Origin of the sequence: Streptomyces sp. NBC_01116 (genome assembly GCF_041435495.1) — a bacterium.
GTDB lineage: Bacteria > Actinomycetota > Actinomycetes > Streptomycetales > Streptomycetaceae > Streptomyces.
In genome coordinates, this window is the sequence record NZ_CP108644.1 from 7,661,070 (window position 1) to 7,683,891 (window position 22,822).

Sequence of the window (22,822 nt, forward strand, 5' to 3'; positions counted from 1 at the left end):
GCTCCCGGGCAACCCTCCAGTGGCCCGACGCGTCACTGACTGCGACGATCTCCAGGGTGAGGACCCGGCGATGCGCACCGGCCCGGCGAGAGGGGCACGCATGAACGACGAGAGCCCACGCCCCGTCGCCGTCGTCGTCGGCGGCGGACTCGCCGGCGTCACGGCGGCCCTCCGCCTCGCCGACGCCGGACTCGACGTGACCCTCCTGGAAGGGCGGCCCCGCCTCGGCGGACTCGCCTTCTCCTTCCAGCGCGGCGACCTCACCGTCGACAACGGCCAGCACGTCTACCTGCGCTGCTGCACCGGCTACCGCTGGTTCCTCGACCGGATCGACGCCGCCCACCTGGCCCCGATCCAGGACCGCCTGGACGTGCCCGTGCTGGACGTCGGCCGGGCCGCGGGGCCGCGCCTGGGACGGCTGCGGCGCACCGGCCTGCCCGTACCGCTGCACCTCGCCGGCGGACTCGCCGCCTACCCGCACCTCTCGCTCGCCGAGAAGGCGAGCGTGGGCCGCGCCGCCCTCGCGCTCGGCCGCCTGGACCCCGCAGACCCCGAGCTCGACCGCGTCGACTTCGCGACCTGGCTGCGGCGGCACGGCCAGTCGGAGCGCGCCATCGAGGCCCTCTGGGACCTCGTCGGCGTCGCCACGCTCAACGCCACCGCCCCGAACGCCTCCATGGCGCTCGCGGCGAAGGTCTTCAAGACCGGCCTGCTCTCCGAGCCCGGCGCCGCCGACATCGGCTGGGCCGGCGTGCCGCTCGGCGAACTGCACGACACCCTCGCACGCAAGGCCCTGGACACCGCGGGCGTCCGCACCGAACTGCGCGCCAGGGCCGGCTCCGTCACCCGTACCGAGGACGGCCGCTGGCACGTCGAGACGGCGGGGGAGCGGATCACCGCCGACACCGTCGTCCTGGCCGTGCCGCAGACCGAGACCCACGACCTGCTGCCCGAGGGCGCGCTGGACGAGCCGGACCTGCTGCTCGACATCGCCTGCGCACCCATCCTCAACGTGCACGTCGTCTACGACCGCAAGGTCCTGCGCAGGCCGTTCTTCGCCGCCATCGGCTCCCCGGTCCAGTGGGTCTTCGACCGCACCCACTCCTCGGGCCTCAAGGGACCCGGCCAGTATCTGGCCGTCTCGCAGTCGGCCGCCCAGGACGAGATCGACCTCCCCGTCGCCGAACTGCGCGCCCGCTACCTGCCCGAGCTGGAGCGGCTGCTCCCCGCCGCCCGCGGCGCGGGCATCCGCGACTTCTTCGTCACCCGGGAGCGCACCGCCACCTTCGCGCCCGCCCCGGGCGTCGGGCGGCTGCGCCCCGGCCCCCGCACCAGGCTGCCCGGTCTCCAGCTGGCGGGGGCCTGGACCGACACCGGCTGGCCCGCGACGATGGAGGGCGCCGTGCGCAGCGGCGCCGACGCCGCCGACGCGGCGCTCCACGACCTCGGCCGCACCCCAGGACATCCGCTGCAGGAGGCGGCATGAGCAGTACCACCGGAACAAGAGGAGAGTCTGTGACCCCGGCGAATCCGGCTTTCGACACCGTGGCGGACACCGCGGACGTCACCGCGCTTCTGGAGCGCGGACGAGCCCTGTCAGCGCCGGTCCTGCGGGCTGCCGTGGGCCGGCTCGCGCCGCCCATGGACACCGTCGCCGCCTACCACTTCGGCTGGATCGACGCCGAGGGGCGGCCCTCGGACGGCGACGGCGGCAAGGCCGTGCGCCCCGCGCTCGCCCTGCTGTCCGCCGAGGCGGCGGGCGCCCCCGCCGAGGCCGGCATCCCCGGCGCGGTGGCCGTCGAACTCGTGCACAACTTCTCGCTGCTGCACGACGACCTGATGGACGGCGACGAGCAGCGCCGTCACCGCGACACCGTCTGGAAGGTGCACGGCCCGGCCCAGGCGATCCTGGTCGGCGACGCGCTCTTCGCGCTCGCCTACGACCTGCTGCTGGAGCTCGGCACGGTCGAGGCGGGCCGGGCGGCCCGCAGGCTGACCACCGCCACCCGCAAGCTCATCGACGGGCAGGCCCAGGACATCTCCTACGAGCACCGCGAGCGGGTCACGGTCGAGGAGTGCCTGGAGATGGAGGGCAACAAGACCGGCGCCCTGCTGGCCTGCGCCGTCTCCATCGGCGCGGTGCTCGGCGGTGCGGACGACCGCACCGCCGACACTCTGGAGGCGTACGGCTACCACCTCGGTCTCGCCTTCCAGGCCGTCGACGACCTCCTCGGCATCTGGGGCGACCCGGAGGCCACCGGCAAGCAGACCTGGAGCGACCTGCGCCAGCGCAAGAAGTCCCTGCCCGTCGTCGCGGCGCTCGCCGCGGGCGGCGAGGCCTCCGAGCGGCTGGGCGAACTGCTCGCCGCCGACGCGAAGAGCAACGACTTCGACAGCTTCTCCGAAGAGGAGTTCGCCGCCCGTGCGGCACTCATCGAGGAGGCGGGCGGCCGCGAGTGGACCGCCCAGGAAGCACGTCGCCAGCACGCGGTCGCCATCGAGGCGCTGCACGCCGTCGACATGCCCCACCGGGTGCGGGAGCAGCTCACCGAGCTCGCCGACTTCGTGGTGGTACGAAAGAGATGACCACTCTTCGCATATGACTCGCAGTCGCCGGCCGGCGCCCCTTGACCGGGCGCCGGCCGACGGAGACCCCAGCACAGCAGAGAAACCACTGCACGAAGGGGAAGCTCATGACAGCGACGACCGACGGATCGACCGGGGCCGCGAACCTCTCCGGGGCCCCGGCAGCCGATCCGACCGACACGACCATCGCCATGGACGACGTGACCGTCGCCGCGCGGCGGGCCGCGGAACGCTCGGTGGAGCACCTCCTCGGCAGACAGGACGAGCAGGGCTGGTGGAAGGGCGACCTCGCCACCAACGTCACGATGGATGCCGAGGACCTGCTCCTGCGTCAGTTCCTCGGCATCCAGGACCCCGCGACCACCAGGGCCGCCGCCCTCTTCATCCGCGGCGAACAGCTCGGCGACGGCACCTGGAACACCTTCTACGGCGGACCGGGCGACCTCTCCGCCACGATCGAGGCGTACGTCGCCCTGCGACTGGCCGGGGACCGCCCCGACGAACCGCACATGGCACGCGCCTCCGGCTGGATCAGGGAGCAGGGCGGCATCGCGGCCGCCCGCGTCTTCACCCGCATCTGGCTGGCCCTGTTCGGCTGGTGGAAATGGGACGACCTCCCCGAACTGCCGCCCGAGCTGATGTTCTTCCCCAAGTGGGTCCCGCTCAACATCTACGACTTCGGCTGCTGGGCCCGGCAGACCATCGTGCCGCTCACCGTCGTCTCCGCGAAGCGCCCGGTGCGCCCCGCCCCCTTCGCCCTGGACGAGCTGCACACCGACCCCGACCACCCCAACCCGGCCAGGAAGCTCGCCCCGCCCGCCAGTTGGGACGGGCTCTTCCAGCGCCTCGACAAAGGGCTGCACCTCTACCACAAGGTCGCCCCGCGCCCACTGCGCCGCATCGCGATGAACCTGGCCGCGCGCTGGATCATCGAGCGGCAGGAGAACGACGGCTGCTGGGGCGGCATCCAGCCGCCCGCCGTCTACTCCATCATCGCCCTGCACCTGCTGGGCTACGACCTCGACCACCCGGTGATGAGGGCGGGCCTGGCCTCGCTCGACCGGTTCGCCGTCCGGCGCGAGGACGGCGCCCGTATGGTCGAGGCCTGCCAGTCGCCCGTCTGGGACACCTGCCTCGCCACCATCGCGCTGGCCGACGCCGGACTCAGACCCGACCACCCCGCTCTGGTGAAGGCCGCCGACTGGATGCTGGCCGAGGAGATCACCAGACCCGGTGACTGGTCGGTGCGCAAGCCCGAACTCGCCCCAGGAGGATGGGCGTTCGAGTTCCACAACGACAACTACCCGGACATCGACGACACCGCCGAAGTCGTCCTGGCACTGCGCCGGGTGCGCCACCCCGACCCCGCCCGCATGCAGGCGGCCATCGACCGCGGGGTCCGCTGGAACCTCGGGATGCAGTCCCGCAACGGGGCCTGGGGCGCGTTCGACGCCGACAACACCAGCCCCTTCCCCAACCGCCTGCCCTTCTGCGACTTCGGCGAGGTCATCGACCCGCCGTCGGCCGACGTCACCGGCCACGTCGTGGAGATGCTCGCCGTCGAGGGCCTCGCCCACCACCCCCGTACCCGCGAGGGAATCGCGTGGCTGCTGGCCGAACAGGAGGCGTGCGGGGCGTGGTTCGGCCGGTGGGGCGTCAACTACGTCTACGGCACCGGCTCCGTGGTGCCCGCCCTGATCACCGCCGGACTGCCCGCCGGGCATCCCGCGATCCGCCGGGCCGTCGCCTGGCTGGAGTCCGTCCAGAACGACGACGGCGGCTGGGGCGAGGACCTGCGCTCCTACCAGGAGGAGAAGTGGATCGGGCACGGTGAGTCCACCGCCTCCCAGACCGCCTGGGCGCTGCTCGCCCTCCTCGCCGCCGGCCGCCGGGACACCGGCCCGGTCGCCCGCGGGGTCACCTGGCTGACCGGGGCGCAGCAGGCCGACGGCTCCTGGGACGAGCCGTACTTCACCGGCACCGGCTTCCCCTGGGACTTCTCCATCAACTACCACCTCTACCGCCAGGTCTTCCCTCTCACCGCACTCGGGCGTTATGTGTACGGCGACCCGTTCGCCGACCGCGCGGACACCTCCGAGGGGGCCTGATGGGCGATCCGAGAGGGCCCGGGAGCCCCGTGCCCCCGCTGCTGGTCGCCTGCGCCCTCGGCATCGAGCAGGTGGCCCTGCGCAGCGGCAGGGGCGCCCCGGGCCCGGTCCGGGTCCTGCGCACCGGAATGGGCCCCCGGGCGGCCGAAGCGGCCGTGGCGCGCCTCCTGGGCCCCGGCGGGATCCCCGAGGCCGCCGTCATCGCCTCCGGCTTCTGCGCCGGCCTCGCCCCGGGGATGCACCCAGGGGACCTGGTCGTCGCCGAGGAGACCCGGGACGCGGACGGCACCACGCCCTGCACGGGCACCGGCGTCCTGGTCGCCTCGCTCGCCAGGGCCGTTCCGGGCCGCAGGGTCCACACCGGCCCGCTGACCGGCTCCGACCACGTCGTACGGGGCTCGGAGCGGGCCGCGCTGCGGGCCGGCGGGGCCATCGCGGTGGACATGGAGTCCGCCGCGACACTGCGTACCGCCCTGTGCCACGGGCCGCGCCCGGTTGCGGCCGTCCGGGTGGTCGTGGACGCTCCAGAGCATGAGCTCGTCCGCATCGGCACCGTACGCGGTGGAATATCGGCGTTCCTCGTTCTTCGTGCCGTACTTCCGGCTTTCTACGAATGGCACCGATCCTTACTGCTCCCCAGGAGGTGAGCCAGATGGCCATGCCGCTCCGTCAGTCCATCAAGGTCGCGACGTATCTCTTCGAACAGAAGCTCCGCAAGCGCGAGAAGTTCCCGCTGATCGTCGAGCTGGAGCCGTTGTTCGCCTGCAACCTCGCCTGTGAGGGCTGCGGGAAGATCCAGCACCCGGCCGGTGTCCTGAAGCAGCGCATGCCGGTCGCCCAGGCGGTGGGCGCGGTGCTCGAATCCGGCGCCCCCATGGTGTCCATCGCCGGCGGCGAACCGTTGATGCACCCCCAGATCGACGAGATCGTGCGTCAACTCGTCGCGAGGAAGAAGTACGTCTTCCTCTGCACCAACGCGATGCTGATGCGGAAGAAGCTCGACAAGTTCACCCCGTCCCCGTACTTCGCCTTCGCCGTGCACATCGACGGACTGCGCGAGCGGCACGACGAGTCGGTCGCCAAGGAAGGCGTCTTCGACGAGGCCGTCGCCGCGATGAAGGAGGCCAAGCGGCGCGGCTTCCGCGTCACCACCAACTCCACCTTCTTCAACACCGACACCCCGCAGACCATCATCGAGGTCCTCAACTACCTCAACGACGACCTGCACGTCGACGAGATGATGATCTCTCCCGCCTACGCCTACGAGAAGGCCCCCGACCAGGAGCACTTCCTCGGCGTGGAGCAGACCCGTGAGCTGTTCAAGAAGGCCTTCGCGGGCGGCAACCGGGCCCGCTGGCGGCTCAACCACTCACCGCTCTTCCTGGACTTCCTGGAGGGCAAGGCGGACTTCCCGTGCACCGCGTGGGCGATCCCCAACTACTCGCTCTTCGGGTGGCAGCGCCCCTGCTACCTGATGAGCGACGGCTACGTACCGACGTACCGTCAGCTCATCGAGGAGACCGACTGGGAGAAGTACGGGCGCGGCAAGGACCCGCGCTGCGCCAACTGCATGGCGCACTGCGGCTACGAGCCCACGGCGGTGCTCGCCACCATGGGGTCCCTGAAGGAATCCCTGCGTGCGGCGCGGGAGACCATCAGCAGCAACCGCTGAGGCGGTGTCCGACGAGATACGGCCGGCCGCCGCGGGACTCCCGGGGCGGCCGGCCCCCATGGCGCAGCACATCCGAAGGGAAGAGCGGGCGATGACCGACGGCGGATCCCAGGGCTTCGACCTGGCCCGGCTCCTGGCCGAGCGCGGGGCCGAGCGGTACGACCTGCACGCACGCCACCTCAACCACCAGCTTCCACGCATGCTGCACACCATCGGCTTCGACAAGGTCTACGAGCGGGCCGAGGGCGCGTACTTCTGGGACGCGGAGGGCAACGACTACCTCGACATGCTCGCCGGGTTCGGCGTGATGGGCCTCGGCCGCCACCACCCCGTCGTCCGCCGGGCCCTGCACGACGTCCTGGACGCCCAGCTCGCCGACCTCACCCGCTTCGACTGCCAGCCGCTGCCGGGGCTGCTCGCCGAGAAGCTGCTGACGCACAGCCCGCACCTGGACCGCGTCTTCTTCGGGAACAGCGGCACGGAGGCGGTCGAGACGGCGCTGAAGTTCGCCCGCTGCGCCACCGGGAAGCCCCGGATCCTCTACTGCGACCACGCCTTCCACGGACTCACCACCGGCTCCCTCTCGGTCAACGGGGAGAGCGGCTTCCGTGACGGCTTCGCGCCGCTGCTGCCGGACACGCCGGTCCCGCTCGGCGACCTGGACGCGCTGCGCCGCGAGCTGAAGCGGGGCGACGTCGCGGCCCTGGTCGTGGAGCCGATCCAGGGGAAGGGCGTGCACGCCGCGCCGCCCGGTCATCTGCGCGAGGCGCAGGAGCTGCTGCACCGGCACAAGGCGCTGCTGATCGTCGACGAGGTGCAGACGGGTCTCGGCCGGACCGGGGACTTCTACGCCTATCAGCACGAGGAGGGGGTGGAGCCCGATCTGGTGTGCGTCGCCAAGGCGCTCTCCGGCGGCTATGTGCCCGTCGGCGCGACCCTCGGCAAGGACTGGATCTTCCGCAAGGTCTACTCCTCGATGGACCGGGTTCTCGTCCACTCCGCGAGCTTCGGCTCCAACGCCCAGGCGATGGCGGCCGGGCTCGCCGTCCTGTCGGTGATGGAGGACGAGGAGACCGTCGCCAACGCCCGGCGCACCGGCGATCTGCTGCGCGAGCGGCTGGCGGCCCTGGTGGACCGCTACGAGCTGCTGCACGAGGTCCGCGGGCGCGGGCTGATGATCGGCATCGAGTTCGGCCGGCCCGCCTCGCTCAAGCTCCGCAGCCGCTGGACCATGCTCCAGGCGGCCCGCAAGGGCCTCTTCGCGCAGATGGTCGTGGTGCCGCTGCTCCAGAAGCACCGCATCCTCACCCAGGTCTCCGGCGACCACCTGGAAGTGATCAAGCTGATCCCGCCGCTGGTCATCGGGGACGCGGAGGTGGACCGCTTCGTGGCCGCCTTCACGTCCGTCATGGACGACGCGCACAGCGGCGGCGGACTGATGTGGGACTTCGGCCGGACACTGGTCAAGCAGGCCGTGGCCAACCGCTGACTCGCCCGGGAACGGGAATTGCCTCTGAGGTAAGTTATTTGCCTCAGAGGAAAGATCCTGGCCCAATGGAGGCATGAACACTCCGGACGAAGGGGTGCCGGACGAGCTTCCCGGCGTCGCGCCCCGACTGCGTGACCTGCGCCGTGACCGCGGTCTCACCCTGGAGACCGCCGCCGGCCGGGCCGGACTCTCCCCGGCCCATCTCTCCCGGCTGGAGACCGGCCGCAGGCAGCCCTCGCTGCCGATGCTGCTGGGGCTCGCCCGTATCTACGGTACGACGGTCTCCGAGCTGCTCGGCGAGCAACCGCCCGAACGGGACGCGATCGTCCGCGGCGGCGGCTTCGAGGGGGCGGAGGCCGACGGCTGGATGTACCGGCAGGCCGGTGGGTCCGGCCGCGCGATGCAGGCGCTGCGGGTGCGCGTTCCGTACGGCGCCCAGGGCGACCTGGTCCGGGTGCATCCCGGTGAGGAGTGGCTGTACGTCCTGGAGGGGCGGCTGCGGATCGGGCTCGGCGACACCGTCCACGACCTCGAACCCGGCGACAGCGCCCACTTCGACTCGCTCACCCCGCACCGGATCGCGGCCGTCGACCGCTGCGGTGCGGAGCTGCTCTTCGTCCACTCCCTGCTGCAGAGCCCCGCCGCCGAGCTGTGCCTCGGCAACGCCCTCCACGCGCGCTGAACCGGCCGTCCCGGCCGGCTCCACCCTTCGCTCCACCGGCCGCGAGGCCGACAGAGAGGACCGTCATGTCCGATTCCGAACACTACGACCCGCTCGGTCCCGGCCGCCGCCCGAACGAGGACCCGCAGGAGAAGCGGATGCCGCGCGGTGTGATCATCCGGCTCTTCGCCTACCTGGTGGCGGGCCACGTCATCGCGGGCTTCCTCTACCTGCTCTTCGTGGTGGCCGGGAGCAAGTGACGGCGGGACGACCCTCCGCCCCGGACGGATTGCCCGTCCGGGTCAGCCCTGGTCGAGCAGGCGCTCGCGCAGCCGCTCCCGGGTCCCGGGGGAGACCTTCAGCCCCTCCGCCAGGTAGCGGTCCGTCGTGCCCCAGTTCTCCTCGATGGTCGTGAAGGCCGCCGCGAGGTAGGCGGGCCGCGCCCCGAAGAGCGGGTCCAGCAGCTCCATCACCTCGGGCGACATCCCGGAGCCGGACTCCTCGGAGCGCTTCACGTCGTAGCGGCGGTGGAGGTCGTTGGACTTGAGGTAGTCCTCCTCGATCGCCTCCGGCTCGACGCCGACCGCCAGCAGGGCGACCGCGATCGAGAGACCGGCCCGGTCCTTGCCCGCCGCGCAGTGCATCAGGGCGGGGACGCTGTCCTCGGCCAGGGAGTGCAGCACCCGGCTGTGCTCGGCGGTGCGCTCCTCGATCGTCGCGCGGTACATCCGGATCATGCGGTCGGCGCCCTTGCCGTCCGCCAGGACCGAGCGCAGCTGCTCGATTCTTCCGTCGCTCACCAGCCGCCAGAACTCGGTGCCGTCGGCCGGGTCCGAGAGTGGAATGCTGACATTGCGGACACCGGGCAGCTCGATGTCGTACCCGTCGAGCCGGTGGTCGGCGGAGTGGCGGAAGTCGAAGACCGTGTGCAGTCCGAGCCCGCCGAGGAAGGCCGCGTCCTCGGCGGTGGCGTGGGCCAGGTGGCCGCTCCGGTAGAGCCGTCCGAAGGCGGTGCGCCGACCGTCCGCGGTGGGGAGCCCGCCCACGTCGCGGAAGTTGCGGACTCCGGTCAGCACGGTCTCTGTCGGCGGGACCTGCGGCACCTGCTGCGTCACGGTGGCTCCTGGGATCTCTGGCGTCGGCGCGGCTCGCCGGCGAGGGCGCTCCCGTGACGATACGACATCGATTCGACGGAAAATCATCACGGTCGTGCGCCCCGGCGCGCGGTGTCGGGACGGCCTCGCTGACCCGGCGTCAGGAGGGAAGCCGGCCCGATGTCCGTATTGGTGCATTTCGCAGAACATGCCCCGCTAATGGGGGAGATGGTATTCCCGAGGTGAGCGGGATCATATCCGTGACGGTCCGTGGCGAGCGCGCCCCGGGGCATTCCCGTTGCCCGCACGGAAATCCAAGATCCGTAATCCACGGAGTGTGACGGGAATTCCGGAACGATATTGAATCGACGATTCCGGTGGGCAACCGATGGCTTGTTCCGCTCGTCCTGACTCGTTTACGGTCGCCGCAATCCGGACGGACCGCCTAATCCTGCCGCCGCCCGGAATTCGCACCCACCCACCAACGCGTGGCAGGAGCGGGGGAACCAGGTAAGCCGCCGATCCGGAGCGATCCGGACCGGCTCGGGGTGAAGTCGCCGCAACGCGACCGGGCATCTCCAGCCCGAACCCGACAGCTCACCTCGCAGGCGCCGGAGAGGACCAGCCCCATGCCCGCAAAGGGTAAGCACCGTCGTTCGAAGTCCGGCCCGATCTCCCGCGGCGTCCTCGTCGCAGGGACCGGCGGCGCCGCACTCGTCCTGCCGCTCATCGGCGCCACCGTGGCGAGCGCCGCGGACCAGGCGGCTCCGGCCGCGAAGCCCGCCGCCTCGGTCGCCGCCGCCCACACGGCCCCGGCCGCCGCCCCCGCCGCGTCGAAGGCGGACCCGAAGACGTACGCCGTCGTCGCCGGCGACTACCTGGCGAAGATCGCGGCCGAGCACCAGCTCAAGGGCGGGTGGGAGAAGCTGTACCAGGACAACCGCTCCACCGTCGGCGAGAACCCCGGCCTGATCCACCCGGGCATGAAGCTGACCCTCGGCGCCAAGGGCTCCGCCCCGGCCGAGAAGTCCGCCGCGCCGAAGGCCGCGCCGAAGAAGGCCGAACCGGCGCCGAAGGCCGCGCCGAAGGAGGCCCCGAAGGCGGACACCGTCTCCGCCGACGACTCCGAGGGCTCCGGCGGCTCGGCGCGGACCGGCTCCTCCGAGGCCACCGGCTCCGGCTGGTCCGCCCCGCTGGCCAGCGCCAACGTCACCACCCAGTACCGGGCTTCCGGCGCCAGCTGGTCCAGCGGCTACCACACCGGCTCGGACTTCCAGGCCGCCTCCGGCACCCCCGTACTCGCCATCGGCCCGGGCACCGTGGTCTCGGCCGGCAACAGCGGCTCCTACGGCAACGAGGTCGTCATCCAGCACGAGGACGGCATGTACTCCCAGTACGCCCACCAGTCCTCGCTCAACGTCTCCGTCGGCCAGACCGTCACCGGCGGCCAGCAGATCGGCCTCTCCGGCTCCACCGGCAACTCCACCGGCCCGCACCTGCACTTCGAGGTGCGCACCGGCCCGGGCTACGGCTCGGACGTCGACCCGATCGCGTACCTGCGTCAGCACGGCGTCTCCGTCTGACCGGACACGGCGAGAAGTGATCGAGGGGCGGTGCGCGGCGGCGCACCGCCCCTCCACTTATTCCGGCTTTACCAAAAACTGACCGGGTGGTCTATCTCACCACCCGTCAACCCCGTATTACGGTCGCGTAGGTCACATCGCGCGATGCAGGATAAGTGCTTGTGGCAGACGATTCGAGAAAAAACCAGCAGCACACCATCGGGTCGTACGCGGCGATTGGCGACAGTTTCACCGAGGGAGTCGGCGACCCCGGCCCCGACGGGACGTATCTCGGCTGGGCGGACCGCTTCGCGGTGCTCCTCGCCGACCGGCTCCTGGCCCCCGACGCGGTGGCCGGCCCCGGGGACTCCCCGCACGGGGGCTTCCGCTACGCCAATCTCGCCGTACGAGGACGTCTCCTCGACCAGATCGTCGAGGAGCAGATCCCGCGCGCCAAGGAACTGGCCCCCGACCTGGTCAGCTTCTGCGCGGGCGGCAACGACATCATCCGGCCCGGCACCGACCCCGACGACCTCGCCGAGCGCTTCGAGCGGGCGGTCGCCGACCTGAGCAACGCCGTCGGCACGGTCATGGTCACCACCGGCTTCGACACCCGGGGCGTTCCGGTGCTGCGCCACATGCGCGGCAAGATCGCCACGTACAACGTCCATCTGCGGGCCATCGCCGACCGCTACCACTGCCCCGTGCTGGACCTGTGGTCGCTGCGTTCCGTGCAGGACCGGCGAGCGTGGGACAACGACCGGCTGCACCTGTCGCCCGAGGGCCACACCCGCGTCGCGCTGCGCGCCGCCCAGGTCCTCGGCCACGACGTGCCCGCCGATCCCGACCAGCCCTGGCCCCCGCAGGCCCAGCGCAGGCCCTTCGACGCCCGCCGCGACAACATCCAGTGGGCCCGCGAGTACCTCGTGCCCTGGATCGGCCGACGGCTGCGCGGAGAGTCCTCCGGCGACCATGTCGCGGCGAAGCGCCCGGATCTTCTGCCGCTGTAGCCGGCGGGACGGTCAGGGCTCCAGCAGGGGAAGCGCACGCCGGGACGGGCTCGGCACCACGAGTCCGTCCGGCGGCGTGCCTCCGCCCGGGAGACGTCCCGCCGGTATCCGCTCCAGGACACCGCCCGCGAACACGTCGTACAGCGGCAGCGACTCCAGATGCACATAGCCGATGTGGCAGTCGCACACGGCGAGCGGACAGGCCCGCGGGCCGAGCGCCCCGCGGTAACTGCCGTCGTAGAGATTCCCCAGCTCCGCCTTGACGAAGTGACAGCGGCGCACTGTGCCGTCACCGTCCACCGAGATCACCGACTCGCCCGTCCGGCAGGGCAGCCCCGCCGAACGGTGCGGATCACGGCTGTAGGGGAACAGCGGATCCAGCTCCGTCCACCGCGCCGCCTCCTCGTCGGTGTAGGTGTGCCCCTCGGCGGCGTTCACCCAGAGATAGACCTCCTGCGGCAGCGCCGCCCGCAGGCGCCGCGCCTCCTCCAGATGGGCGTCGAAGCCCACCACGCCGACGCTGTAGCGGACTCCCCTCGCGGACAGCTCCCGGCACCTGCCCAGGAACCGCTCGTACGGTGTCTGCCCCGGGTGGTACGTGCACCAGAGCGCGATCCGCTCCGGATCGGCGTCGGCCAGCCAGTCGGTGCGGCAGCTCAGGTTCGTCTGGATCGCCACCCGGCCGATGTGCGGCAGCCGCGAAAGACCGGTCAGTGCCCGTCGGTACCAGGAGCGCACCAGGCCCTCGCCCCACGGGGTGAACAGCACGGACAGCCGGTCGCCGGTCTGCTCCGCGGCCCAGCCGGTGAACCGCTCCAGCGCCTCCCGGTCCGCCGTGAGCTGCGCGCGGCTGTCCCGCCGCTTGGCGAACGGGCAGTACGGACAGTCGTAGTCGCAGGAGGCGAGCGGGCCCCGGTAGAGAATCGTCAGGTCCACGGCCCCGTCACTTCCGCTCGTACGCGGCCATCGCGGCCCGCACCCCGGGGGAGAACAGCGCGGGACCCAGCGCGTCGGAGTGGGCGAGGCCCGACGCGGACAGCCGCAGCAGACCGTCCGGCGCCGACGCGTCCAGCCAGCCCCGGGCCGCGAACCCCGCCAGCTCGGCGGGGAAGTCCGCGCCCGGATCCGTGCCGAACCGCGCCCGGTAGTCCGCCACCGGCAGCCCCGCCGCCTGGAGCAGCGACTGCAGCAGATGCCTCCGACGTGCCTCGTCCGCGTCGACGTACCGGCCGACCTCGGCCCGGGAGAAGTCCTCGGCAGCCGTGAAGCGGTCGATGATCGACCGGATCTCCCGCATGTCCACCGCGTAGTCGAAGGAGTAGTGCAGGGCAGCCGTGTACGACCGGGCACCGCAGCCCAGGCCGATCATGCCGTCGGTCTGGCAGGCGTAGTCCGCGGGACCCTCCTGCTCCCGCGGGGCGTCGGTCCGCCGGAACATCCGCATCGACACCTGCTCGTAGCCCTGTGCCAGCAGATGGTCCCGTCCCGCCGCGTACAGCCGCAGCCGCTGCTCGTCCCAGGCGGCCTGCTCCCGGGCCTCCGCCTCGGCGCCGGCCGCCGGACCCAGCCGGTGCAGACCGGTGAGCGGGCGGACGTACAGCGGATAGAGATACAACTCCTCCGGCCGCCAGGCCAGCGCCGCGTCCAGCGAGGCGAGCCAGCTGCGCTCGGTCTGCCCGTCGATCCCGTAGATCAGGTCGATGTTCAGCACCGGGATCCGGGCCTCGCGGATCCGGCCGAGCGCCGCCTCCACATCGGCGCGGCGCTGCGGGCGGACCGCCGCCCGCGCCTCCTCGTCCACGAAGCTCTGCACACCGATGCTGATCCTCGTCGTGCCCCGGTCGGCCAGCACCGCCAGCCGGTCCGCCGTCGCCGTGGACGGGGACGTCTCCACCGACAGCGGCACCGAGCGCAGGTCGGCGCCCATCCGCGTCTCCGCCACGTCGCAGAGCCGCTCCAGCTCACCTGCGGTCAGGAACGTCGGCGTGCCGCCGCCGAACGCCGCTGCGGCGAACCGCACCGGCTCCCCGTCGCCCAGCGCGTCCCGCACGGAGAGCGCCTGCCGCTCCAGCGCGTCCAGATAGCGCGTCGTCAGCTCCTCGGGCGCGCCGATCCGGGTGAAGAGGTTGCAGAAGCCGCAGCGGACCTCGCAGAACGGTATGTGGAGATAGAGGGAGAGCGCGTCCTTGGGCTCCGCCGCCCACAGCGACCGCAGCGACGGGCGGTCCTCCAGCGGCCGGTAGGCCGTCTTGTGCGGATAGGCGTAGACGTAACTCTCGTAGGGCCGGACGGCGGTGGCCGCTTCGGCGGCGACGTCGGTGGTCATCGGGCGGCCCCCGGTTCGAGTGGTGCGGGTGGTTCGAGCGGTGCGGGCGGTTCGAGGAAGAAGTGCGCGTACGGGACGGTCCAGACGGCCGGGTGGCCGAGCCGGTGACCGGTGTAGCCGTCGTCGCCGTAGGCGGTGCCGTGGTCGGAGCAGACGATGGCGAAGCACCGGCGGCGGCTGCTCGCGGCGGCGAACAGCCGGCCGATGTGCCGGTCCACGTACTCCAGGGCCGCCGCGTGCGTGGCCCGGGAGTCGCCCGCCTCACGGGTCGCCCCGGGCAGATGGAACCAGTTCGGCTGGTGCAGCGCGGACACGTTGACGAAGAGGAACAGCCGCTGCTCCCGGGGGAGCGCCGCGACGATCCGCTCCGCCCTCGCCACCTGCTCCTCGAACGAGGTGGCGGAGGCGACGCCGAAGCCGGGCTCCCAGTGACTCTCCTGGAACATCCCCGGCAGCACCGAACCGAGCGGCCCCTGACGGTTGAAGAAGCCCACTCCGCCGACGCACACCGTGCGGTAGCCCTCGGCGGCCAGCCCCGACACCAGATCCGGCGTGTCGAACACGAACGTGCCGTCCGCCGTCGTCTCACTGCCCGCGAACCGGGCCGCGAACAACCGGGGATGCGGCCCCGGGGAGGCGGGCGTCGGCAGGAACCCGGCGAACATCGCCTGGTGCGAGGCGTAGGTGAAGCTGCCCGGGGCGTGCCGCTCCTCCCAGACACCGCCGGGCAGATGCCGGACGAGGTTGGGGAGGCGCCCTGCGGCCGCCAGCTCGACGGCGACGTCGTGGCGCAGGGTGTCCAGGGTGACCAGCAGCAGATCGTGGCTGCCCACGACCTCGGCCATGTCGGGCCGGCCGGTCCCGCCGGGCGGCCGGGACGCGTCGGGATCAGGAAGGGGTGACGGCACGGTGGTTCCTTGCTCGGTCCAGTACGGCGGCGACCTGCGCCGCGTAGGTGTTCAGGCCCTCGGTGCCGCTGCCCGGCAGACCGGTCAGCCCGGGCAGCAGGTCGCCGAAGGCGTTGACCTCGCCGACGGCGAAGCGCCGCCAGCCGGCCGTGGGCAGGAGGTCGACGCCCACGCAGGGCGTCCCGGGGAAGCAGGCCGCCGCCCGCTCGCACACGGTCAGCGCCTCGCGCCAGCATCCGCCGGCCGCCGCCACGGCGGCCCGGACCTCGTCGAGGTCGCCTCGCGCTCCGCCCAGATGCAGATTGGTCATGGGGCTCGCGCTCGTCCGCACCACGGCGTGCGTCGCCCGGCCGCCGACCACCACGATCCGCAGATCCGCGGCCCGCCCCCGCTGGGACGCCTTCGGCAGCCAGCGCTCGATGTGCAGCCCGTCCGGGGCCAGCGCGTCCACGACCGCGCCGACCTCCGCCTCCGAGGTGTAGCGCCGCACCCGGAGCGAGTTGAACAGCCGCCCCGACGCGTCCCGCTCCACCGAGGTGCTCGCCCGGACCCGGCCGGGGCCCGCCGTCTCCACCGCCAGCACTCCGGAGGCGGAGGAGCCGTGCGCGAGCTTCACGAACGCCCGGGGCATCCGGTGCTCGCGCAGCAACTCCCGCACGTCGGACCAGCCGCGCACCGGGGCCGCACCCGGGCCGGACGTCGGCGAGGCGGGCACGGGGACGCCCGTGCGGTCGAGGAGCCCGTGGCACAGCCGCTTGTCGAAGAGCACGGCGATGTCACCGGGGGAGCCCAGCACCTCGGCGCCGGCGGCCGAGGCCGCGCCCGCCACCGTGTCCACCGCCGCGGTGAACCGCGCGTACCACCGGGCCGAACCCTCCACCCGGGTCGGGTCGTCGACCCCGCGGAGCAGCCGCTCCACCTCGGCGTCCTCACCGGGCGAATCGATCCGTACGCTCTCGCCCGCCGCGAACACCGCCTCGCCGCGCAGCACCTGGAGCCAGGGCACGACCCGGGCCGGGGGCAGACCGGCGGAGCGCACGGCCTCCTCGAAGAAGGCGACCCGGCGGTTGTCCGGATTGCCGACGACCGCGAAGCGCGGCACCGGGCCGTCCCCGCCGCTACTCACTGACGGCGACATAGCGTTCCGGTTCGTAGTCCTCGTCGTCCGGGTCCCCGTAGTCCTCCTCGGCCTCGCCCGCCTCCACGACGGCCGGAGCGCACGCGGCCCTGACCCGGTCCAGCACCGGCTCGGTGAGGTAGTGGTGGCGCAGGTCCAGCGTGGACAGATGGCTCAGGGGCTGCCCGTTCACCAGGGCCTCGCCGCCCGCGTCGCTCAGGGTGCCCATCGACAGCGCCAGGGTCTCCAGCTGGGCGACGACGGGCGCGGAACCCACCGCGGCGGCGATCTCGTCCTGGATCTCGCTGTTCTGCAGCCCCAGGTGGCGCAGCCGGGGGAACACCCCACCCGACAGGACCGGGCGGATGTCGTCGACGGTGGCGTCGCCGCCGTACCACGAGCTGCCGAACCACAGGTCCAGCCGCTCCAGCGCGGGCAGTTCGCTCGCGGCGACCGCCCGCACCAGCTCGCCGGGCAGGCCGCCGGACTCGAAGCGCAGCGACTTCAGAGCCGTGTGGCGCAGCGGGCGCAGCCCGAGCCCCTCCTGACCGCAACCGCGCACCGCGAACTCCTCCAGCAGCGGCAGCGCTTCGAGCACCGGGGTGATGTCGCACATCCGCAGCCAGGACACCTCGCACTCCTCGCCCACCACATCGGCGAGGAAGAGGCCGCGCAGGGCCGGGAAGCGGTCCGCGTGGGCGACGATCAGCTCCACCACCGGCGCGAACGGGGTGTAGTCCTGACGCCACCAGGGGCCGATGAGGAGCGCCCGGACCCGCGTCGTGTCCACCGTCTCCAGGAACTGCTCCCACAGTGCGGGGAAGTCCGTGTCCTCGTCGTAGGCGCACTCCAGCCGCCAGGCTACGGAGTCGGCGGCGGGCAGGGGCCCGGAGGACGGCCCGGGGGAGTGGACCGGCAGTCCGTGGAAGCGGTCGAGGTGCTGGATGTCGATGTACGTCATGACGCCTACTCCGAGACGGCGGTGTAGCGGCCCTCGGCGCCCCGGTCGCCCCAGGGCTCGCGCTTCTCCGACAGATCGACCCGCACGCCGTGCGGCTCCAGGGCGGAGCGGACCCGCTCCGCCATCGCGTCGGTGAGGAAGTGGTGGTGGAGATCGAGGAGTTCCAGATGGGTCAGCGGCTGCCCTTCGAGGAGGGCCGCCGCCCCCTCGTCGCCCAGCGTCCCGTTCGACAGGTCGAGCACCCGCAGCCGGGCGACGACCGGGGCCGAGGCGATGGCCGAGGCGATCTCGTTCTGGATCTCGCTGTTGCGTATGCCCAGGTGGTCCAGACGGGGGAAGCGGGTGCCGGAGAGCAACGGAGCGAGGTCGGTGAGGTCGGTGTCGCCCTCGTAGGCGGACACGCCGAGCCAGAGGTCCAGCCGCTCCAGCGCGGGCAGTTCGCTGTCCAGCACACCCCGCACCACCTCGGCGGGGAGACCGCCCGCCTGGAAGGTCAGCGCGCGCAGCCGCTCGTGCTTCGTCGGTGGGAACACCAGCTCGGAGCCGCCGCGCACGCCGAACTCCGTCAGCGCGGGGAAGGCGGCCAGCAGCACGGTCACGTCCGACTGCTGGATCCAGGTGATCTCGGCCTCCTCCGCCTCCAGATCCCCGACGAACACCGCCTCCAGCGAGGTCAGCCGGTCGGCGGCGGCGATCACCAGGTTGATCGGGACCGAGGAGGTCTCCTCGTACGACTCACCCCACTGACCGATGATCAGGGCCCGGACGCCGGACGGCTCGACCTTGTCCAGGAAGTCGGCGAACTCCTCCTCCCAGGGCCGGTCGTCGTCGTACGGGTCGACGGAGACACGCCAGGCCACGGCGTCCGGGGCGGGCCGGGCGCCCCCGTCGGCCGAGTGCTGGAAGTCGACGACCGGAAGGCCGCCGAACTCGTGCAGATGCTGCGCACCGTACATGGCCCTGAACTCCTGATCCTGAGGACGGCTGATGTCCGCAAGGTTTATCAAGCCGCACTGACAACCCGGCGACCGGGACCCGTCCACGGCCGTCGCGTCGGTCCGTTGTCAGACCCTGCCCGTAGCGTTTTTCCCGTGGTCGGCACAGCGGGTGCCGCTACCGAGGGGAGACGTCTGTGTACCGGCAGGGCGATGTACTGATCATGGAACTGGAGGAGTCGGCGGTGCCCGCCCCCTTCCTGGAGGCCCCGGGCGAACTGCGCGACGGGAGGGGGCGGCTGGTGCTCGCGCTGGGGGAGGTGACCGGACACGCGCACGCCGTGCAGGGCCCCGGCCGGCTGATCAGGGAAGCGGGCCCGTTCGGCCCGATGCTGCTCCATCTCCCCGAGGGCGGGCGGGTGGTGCACGAGGAGCACGCCGTGATCCCGCTCCCCAAGGGCTGGTTCCGCGTGGTGCGGCAGCGGGAGTACGCACCCGGTGCGATCCGCATCGTGGCGGACTGACCGCTCCGCCATGCCGGAGCGAGCACAGCTTTCCACAACGGGCACGGCCACAACGGGTCCGGCCATTCAGAACGAGCACAGCAGGGGACGGGGACAACCGATGCAGAACGTGAACTCCTGGCGGAGCGTGGCGGCGGCGACCGGCCGGGCGGACCGGGCGGCGGCCGAGGCCGGTGTGCGGCGCGCCTATCGCACCGCAGGCCTGGCCGAGCCGGACCGGATCATCTGGGCCGCATCGCCCCGGGCCGCCGTCGAAACGGTGGAGAAGCTGGCCGACGCCGGACGGTCGGTGCGCGAGGAGGTCCGCACCCGTCCGTGGGCGGAGGAACGCCGCCGGATGTACGACGAGCTGGGCCCGGCGGGCTGGTCGGCGCTCTGGTCCGCCACCGGGGCCCAGCTCTGGGAGACCACCGGCGCACTCGCCGAGCGCATACGGACCGGTGTCGTCGCCGACCTGGCGCCCCGGCCCGAGGACGAGGGCGCCGTGCGACTGGTGCTCCTGGACGCCGTGCTCGGCCAGCACGACGCCGCCTGGCTCGCCGCCTTCGACGGGCGGGGCGACCGGCTGGCCGGGCTCGCTGAGGTGGCCCGCAACGCCGGCTGGTGGTGGCCGTACGAGCACGCCGCGGTCATCAGCGAGCGGCCGGACGTCCTCCACCGCGACGAGGCGGGCCGGCTCGACCACGGTGAGGGGCCGGCCCTCGCCTACGGGGACGGGTTCGCCCTGCACGCCTGGCGCGGCATGCCCGTTCCCGCCGCGTTCCTGGACGAGCTGCCCTCCCTCACGCCCGAGCGGATCCGCGCCGAGGAGAACGCGGAACTGCGCCGCGTGATGCTGGAGCACTACGGCTACGACCGGTATCTCACCGAGTCGGGCGCCGAGCCCGTCCACCGCGACGAGACGGGCATCCTCTGGCGCATCGCCCTCGACGGCGACGAGGACGTGGTGATGGTCGAGGTGGTCAACTCCACCCCCGAGCCGGACGGCACGCACCGCACCTACTGGCTGCGCGTGCCGCCGGCCACCCGGACCGCCAAGGACGGGGTCGCCTGGACGTTCGGACTGGACGGGGCGGCCTACGCACCGGTGCGCCAGACCTGACCCGAGGAGTCGGGGGCTGCGGGGCCGGGGCAGGGAGCCGGGCCCGGAGACGAGGCCGAAGCGCCTGGGGACCGGGTGGGCGCGGCGGGGGAGCGGGCGCGGCGGGGTGAGCGCGGCCCGGCCGGTGCGCCGGGCGTCCGGACACTGCGGTCAGCCGGTCGCGGAAGGGTCCGTCCCGTCGGGATCGGCGGTCGGCGGGCCGGCCAGGTCCGCCGGATCGATGCCCAGCTCACGGGCGAGCGCCTCGTCGGTCCACCGCAGCATCGTGGCCCGGGGGAGCGGACCCGCGTACGAGGTGGTCTGCACCGCCATCCCGTCCAGCAGGGCGGTCAGCCGCCAGGCCGCCGACCGGGGATCCCCGCACCGGAACTCTCCGGCCGCGGCGCCCTCCTCGATGACCTGGGCCAGTTCCGCCTTCCACCGCTGGTCGAGGTCGCCCGCGACCTCCCGGAGGACGGGATCGCGCAGGGAGGCCGACCAGCCCTCGATCCACAGCCGCCAGCCCTTCGCCTGCCCCGTCGGCGCGTACCACCGCACCGCCGTCCGCAGCCGTCGTACGGCGCTGGTGCGGCGGGCCAGCAGCTTGCGGAGATGCGCGAGATCGGCCTCGGCCGCGTACCCGAAAGCCGCCGCGACCAGCTTCTCCTTGGTCGAGAAGTGGTAGAGGACGAGCGCGTTGCTCACGCCCAGCACGGAGGCCACATCGGCGATCCGCACGGACGAGACGCCACGGGCCTCGATCTGTCCGACCGCAGCGCGCAGCAGCTCCTCACGCCGCTCCGCCACGTTCAACCGGACTCTAGCCATCCGGCCACCTTAAGGGCTGTCCCGTGCGCCAGATCGGCGGCGGTGGGGCGGCGCACGACGCGGGCGGCGGCCGCGGCGCACCGGAATCCTCCGGAGCGCCCGGACGTTGCATCCTGCATGACGCGAATCGAACCGGCACAGGAAGCACTGCTCCGTCTCTTCGGTGAGCACGACGGCGGAGTCCTGGTCACGCTGAAGCAGGACGGACGCCCCCAGCTGTCCAACGTCAATCACGCCTTCTATCCCGAGGAACGGGTGGTCCGCGTCTCGATCACCGAGGGCCGGGCCAAGACCCGCAACCTGCGGCGAGACCCCCGGGCGAGCTACCACGTCACCAGCGACGACCGCTGGGCCTGGACCGTCGCCGACGGAACCGCGGAACTGACCCCGCCCGCCGCGGCGCCGGACGACGCCACGGTGGAGGCGCTGATCACGCTCTACCGGGACGTCAAGGGCGAGCACCCCGACTGGGACGACTACCGGCGGGCCATGGTCCAGGACCGCAGAGTGCTGCTCACCCTGCGCATCGACCACGTCTACGGGCAGCCGCGTGGCTGACGCCACCGCCGTCCGGGACGGTTGCCCCGTTCAGCATCTTCTGGTCGCCCTGTCGTACAGGCCGACCATAATGAGACGACACCGACTCCCTCAGGAGATGTTGTGACCGGCGCTGACTACTTGCTTCCGTTCCGCACGAGACTGCGCTCGATGCGCACCGAGTCCTTCGGGGCCGATCCGGCCGGAGCGCGGATGGAGCGCATCCGCCGCTCGCCCCATTTCGTCGACGGGATGTTCCAGAACCCGGTGGGGGCGCGGACCAGGCCCTCCGGGTCCACCGTCGAATTCGCCAAGACCTACTTCCAGAAGGAGCAGCGGGCCCGCAGGACGCCGAAAGGCACCGTGCCGGTCCACGCCACGACCCTCGCCGACCTGGCCGCACCTCCCGCCACCGGGCTCCGGCTGACCTGGATGGGCCATTCCAGCGTGCTGGCGGAGATCGACGGCGGACGGATCCTGTTCGACCCGGTCTGGGGCGAGCGCTGTTCCCCGTTCCCGTTCGCCGGGCCCAAGCGCCTGCACCCCACTCCGCTGTCGCTGGCCGCGCTCGGACCCGTCGACGTGGTCGTCATCTCCCACGACCACTACGACCACCTCGACCTGCCGACGATCCGCGCCCTGGCGGGGACCGACACGGTCTTCGCCGTGCCGCTCGGGGTCGGCGCCCATCTGGAGCGCTGGGGCGTCCCCACGAGCCGGATGCGCGAGCTCGACTGGAACGAGACCGCGACCGTCGCCGGAATCAGCCTCACCGCCACTCCCGCACGCCACTTCTGCGGCCGCGGACTGCGCAACCAGCAGCACACCCTCTGGGCGTCGTGGGCGGTCACGGGCCCGGAGCACCGCATCTACCACAGCGGGGACACCGGCTACTTCCCCGGCTTCCGGGACATCGGGGCCGAGCACGGGCCCTTCGACGCCACCATGATCCAGATCGGCGCGTACTCGGAATACTGGCCGGACATCCACATGACCCCCGCCGAAGGCATGCGCGCCCACCTGGACCTCCAGGGCGGCCGCCCGCACGGTGTGCTGCTGCCGATCCACTGGGGCACCTTCAACCTGGCGCCGCACGCCTGGGCGGAACCCGGGGAGTGGACGAAGGACGCCGGCGAGGACGCCGGGCAGGCGGTGGCCTTCCCCCGGCCGGGGGAACCGTTCGAGCCTGCGGGAACCCTCCCCGTGGAGCCGTGGTGGCGGCCTCTGTCCACGTCCCTCGCCCGCCCGTGGCGCCGCACGGAGAAGCAGGCCGGACCGGGATCAGGCCCGGCACCGGCGGCGCGGAGCGATCTCGACCTCGCCGGGGAGCGCTGACCGGATGGCCGGCCTGACCGGATTCCCGGCGAAGCCGTGTGCCGCCCGCGAGGCTCACCGCTGAAGGCCGCCGCCGGACGCCCGGCGG

Annotated in this window: 22 protein-coding genes and 1 riboswitch; of the genes, 14 read left to right on the top strand and 8 right to left on the bottom strand. The window is 72.5% G+C overall.

Annotated elements, in window-relative coordinates; translation table 11 throughout:
* Window positions 1-100 precede the first annotated feature (100 nt).
* The 8 genes from hpnE (at window position 101) to OG245_RS33640 (ending at window position 8,776) form a co-directional block, all read left to right on the top strand.
* Window positions 101-1,486: a hydroxysqualene dehydroxylase HpnE gene (gene hpnE, locus OG245_RS33605; RefSeq protein ID WP_371627106.1), complete on the top strand. Its 1,386-nt coding sequence runs from the start codon at window positions 101-103 to the stop codon at window positions 1,484-1,486.
* Window positions 1,483-2,586: a polyprenyl synthetase family protein gene (locus OG245_RS33610; protein ID WP_219613151.1), complete on the top strand. Its 1,104-nt coding sequence runs from the start codon at window positions 1,483-1,485 to the stop codon at window positions 2,584-2,586. The genes hpnE and OG245_RS33610 overlap by 4 nt, the downstream gene beginning before the upstream one ends.
* A gap of 107 nt (window positions 2,587-2,693) precedes the next feature.
* Window positions 2,694-4,694, top strand: a complete 2,001-nt coding sequence (shc, locus tag OG245_RS33615; protein WP_371627107.1) for a squalene--hopene cyclase — start codon at window positions 2,694-2,696, stop codon at window positions 4,692-4,694.
* Entirely contained in the window at window positions 4,694-5,341 is a 648-nt protein-coding gene (locus tag OG245_RS33620) for a 1-hydroxy-2-methyl-2-butenyl 4-diphosphate reductase (protein WP_371627108.1), read from the top strand. Before shc ends, OG245_RS33620 begins: the two co-directional genes overlap by 1 nt.
* A gap of 5 nt (window positions 5,342-5,346) precedes the next feature.
* Window positions 5,347-6,366: an adenosyl-hopene transferase HpnH gene (gene hpnH / locus OG245_RS33625; protein ID WP_371627109.1), complete on the top strand. Its 1,020-nt coding sequence runs from the start codon at window positions 5,347-5,349 to the stop codon at window positions 6,364-6,366.
* A gap of 91 nt (window positions 6,367-6,457) precedes the next feature.
* Window positions 6,458-7,855: an aspartate aminotransferase family protein gene (locus tag OG245_RS33630; RefSeq protein WP_371627110.1), complete on the top strand. Its 1,398-nt coding sequence runs from the start codon at window positions 6,458-6,460 to the stop codon at window positions 7,853-7,855.
* A gap of 73 nt (window positions 7,856-7,928) precedes the next feature.
* Window positions 7,929-8,537, top strand: coding sequence for a helix-turn-helix domain-containing protein (locus OG245_RS33635; RefSeq protein ID WP_371627111.1), 609 nt, complete (start codon window positions 7,929-7,931; stop codon window positions 8,535-8,537).
* Window positions 8,538-8,602: 65 nt separating this feature from the next.
* Window positions 8,603-8,776, top strand: a complete 174-nt coding sequence (locus OG245_RS33640; RefSeq protein ID WP_018955417.1) for a DUF6126 family protein — start codon at window positions 8,603-8,605, stop codon at window positions 8,774-8,776.
* A gap of 42 nt (window positions 8,777-8,818) precedes the next feature.
* Here the strand turns inward: OG245_RS33640 and OG245_RS33645 are convergent, their stop codons facing one another.
* Window positions 8,819-9,631, bottom strand: a complete 813-nt coding sequence (locus OG245_RS33645) for a tyrosine-protein phosphatase (RefSeq protein ID WP_371627112.1) — start codon at window positions 9,629-9,631, stop codon at window positions 8,819-8,821.
* Window positions 9,632-10,075: 444 nt separating this feature from the next.
* A riboswitch (cyclic di-AMP (ydaO/yuaA leader) is annotated at window positions 10,076-10,234 on the top strand.
* Between the two features lie 5 nt (window positions 10,235-10,239).
* On the opposite strand from OG245_RS33645, the gene OG245_RS33650 reads away from it, so the two are divergent.
* Window positions 10,240-11,193: a peptidoglycan DD-metalloendopeptidase family protein gene (locus OG245_RS33650; RefSeq protein WP_371627113.1), complete on the top strand. Its 954-nt coding sequence runs from the start codon at window positions 10,240-10,242 to the stop codon at window positions 11,191-11,193.
* A gap of 161 nt (window positions 11,194-11,354) precedes the next feature.
* Window positions 11,355-12,182, top strand: coding sequence for an SGNH/GDSL hydrolase family protein (locus tag OG245_RS33655; RefSeq protein ID WP_371627114.1), 828 nt, complete (start codon window positions 11,355-11,357; stop codon window positions 12,180-12,182).
* A 12-nt stretch (window positions 12,183-12,194) separates the two neighbouring features.
* Here OG245_RS33655 and OG245_RS33660 read toward each other — a convergent pair whose 3' ends face one another.
* Genes OG245_RS33660 through OG245_RS33685 form a run of 6 tightly spaced genes read right to left on the bottom strand, consistent with a single transcriptional unit; the run spans window position 12,195 to window position 18,450 of the window.
* Window positions 12,195-13,118, bottom strand: a complete 924-nt coding sequence (locus OG245_RS33660; protein WP_371627115.1) for an STM4011 family radical SAM protein — start codon at window positions 13,116-13,118, stop codon at window positions 12,195-12,197.
* A 7-nt stretch (window positions 13,119-13,125) separates the two neighbouring features.
* Window positions 13,126-14,508: an STM4012 family radical SAM protein gene (locus tag OG245_RS33665; protein WP_371627116.1), complete on the bottom strand. Its 1,383-nt coding sequence runs from the start codon at window positions 14,506-14,508 to the stop codon at window positions 13,126-13,128.
* Complete coding sequence (locus tag OG245_RS33670) at window positions 14,505-15,353, bottom strand: STM4013/SEN3800 family hydrolase (RefSeq protein WP_371628060.1); 849 nt, start codon at window positions 15,351-15,353, stop codon at window positions 14,505-14,507. Before OG245_RS33670 ends, OG245_RS33665 begins: the two co-directional genes overlap by 4 nt.
* 43 nt (window positions 15,354-15,396) lie before the next feature.
* Window positions 15,397-16,554 (bottom strand): STM4014 family protein, encoded by a 1,158-nt coding sequence (locus tag OG245_RS33675; protein ID WP_371627117.1) that lies wholly within the window; start codon window positions 16,552-16,554, stop codon window positions 15,397-15,399.
* Window positions 16,535-17,494 carry an STM4015 family protein gene (locus OG245_RS33680; protein WP_371627118.1) on the bottom strand — a complete coding sequence of 320 codons (960 nt, stop codon included), beginning with the start codon at window positions 17,492-17,494 and terminating at the stop codon, window positions 16,535-16,537. Before OG245_RS33680 ends, OG245_RS33675 begins: the two co-directional genes overlap by 20 nt.
* 5 nt (window positions 17,495-17,499) lie before the next feature.
* Window positions 17,500-18,450 carry an STM4015 family protein gene (locus tag OG245_RS33685; protein WP_371627119.1) on the bottom strand — a complete coding sequence of 317 codons (951 nt, stop codon included), beginning with the start codon at window positions 18,448-18,450 and terminating at the stop codon, window positions 17,500-17,502.
* A 176-nt stretch (window positions 18,451-18,626) separates the two neighbouring features.
* Between OG245_RS33685 and OG245_RS33690 the strand changes: the two genes are divergently transcribed.
* Window positions 18,627-18,953: a hypothetical protein gene (locus OG245_RS33690; protein ID WP_371627120.1), complete on the top strand. Its 327-nt coding sequence runs from the start codon at window positions 18,627-18,629 to the stop codon at window positions 18,951-18,953.
* Window positions 18,954-19,053: 100 nt separating this feature from the next.
* The gene (locus OG245_RS33695) at window positions 19,054-20,055 is read left to right on the top strand and encodes a DUF6745 domain-containing protein (RefSeq protein ID WP_371627121.1); all 1,002 of its coding nucleotides are present in this window, start codon (window positions 19,054-19,056) and stop codon (window positions 20,053-20,055) included.
* A gap of 150 nt (window positions 20,056-20,205) precedes the next feature.
* Here OG245_RS33695 and OG245_RS33700 read toward each other — a convergent pair whose 3' ends face one another.
* Window positions 20,206-20,862: a TetR/AcrR family transcriptional regulator gene (locus OG245_RS33700; protein ID WP_371627122.1), complete on the bottom strand. Its 657-nt coding sequence runs from the start codon at window positions 20,860-20,862 to the stop codon at window positions 20,206-20,208.
* A 117-nt stretch (window positions 20,863-20,979) separates the two neighbouring features.
* On the opposite strand from OG245_RS33700, the gene OG245_RS33705 reads away from it, so the two are divergent.
* Complete coding sequence (locus OG245_RS33705; protein WP_371627123.1) at window positions 20,980-21,420, top strand: PPOX class F420-dependent oxidoreductase; 441 nt, start codon at window positions 20,980-20,982, stop codon at window positions 21,418-21,420.
* Window positions 21,421-21,522: 102 nt separating this feature from the next.
* Window positions 21,523-22,734 (top strand): MBL fold metallo-hydrolase, encoded by a 1,212-nt coding sequence (locus OG245_RS33710; RefSeq protein ID WP_371627124.1) that lies wholly within the window; start codon window positions 21,523-21,525, stop codon window positions 22,732-22,734.
* Window positions 22,735-22,822: the final 88 nt, after the last annotated feature.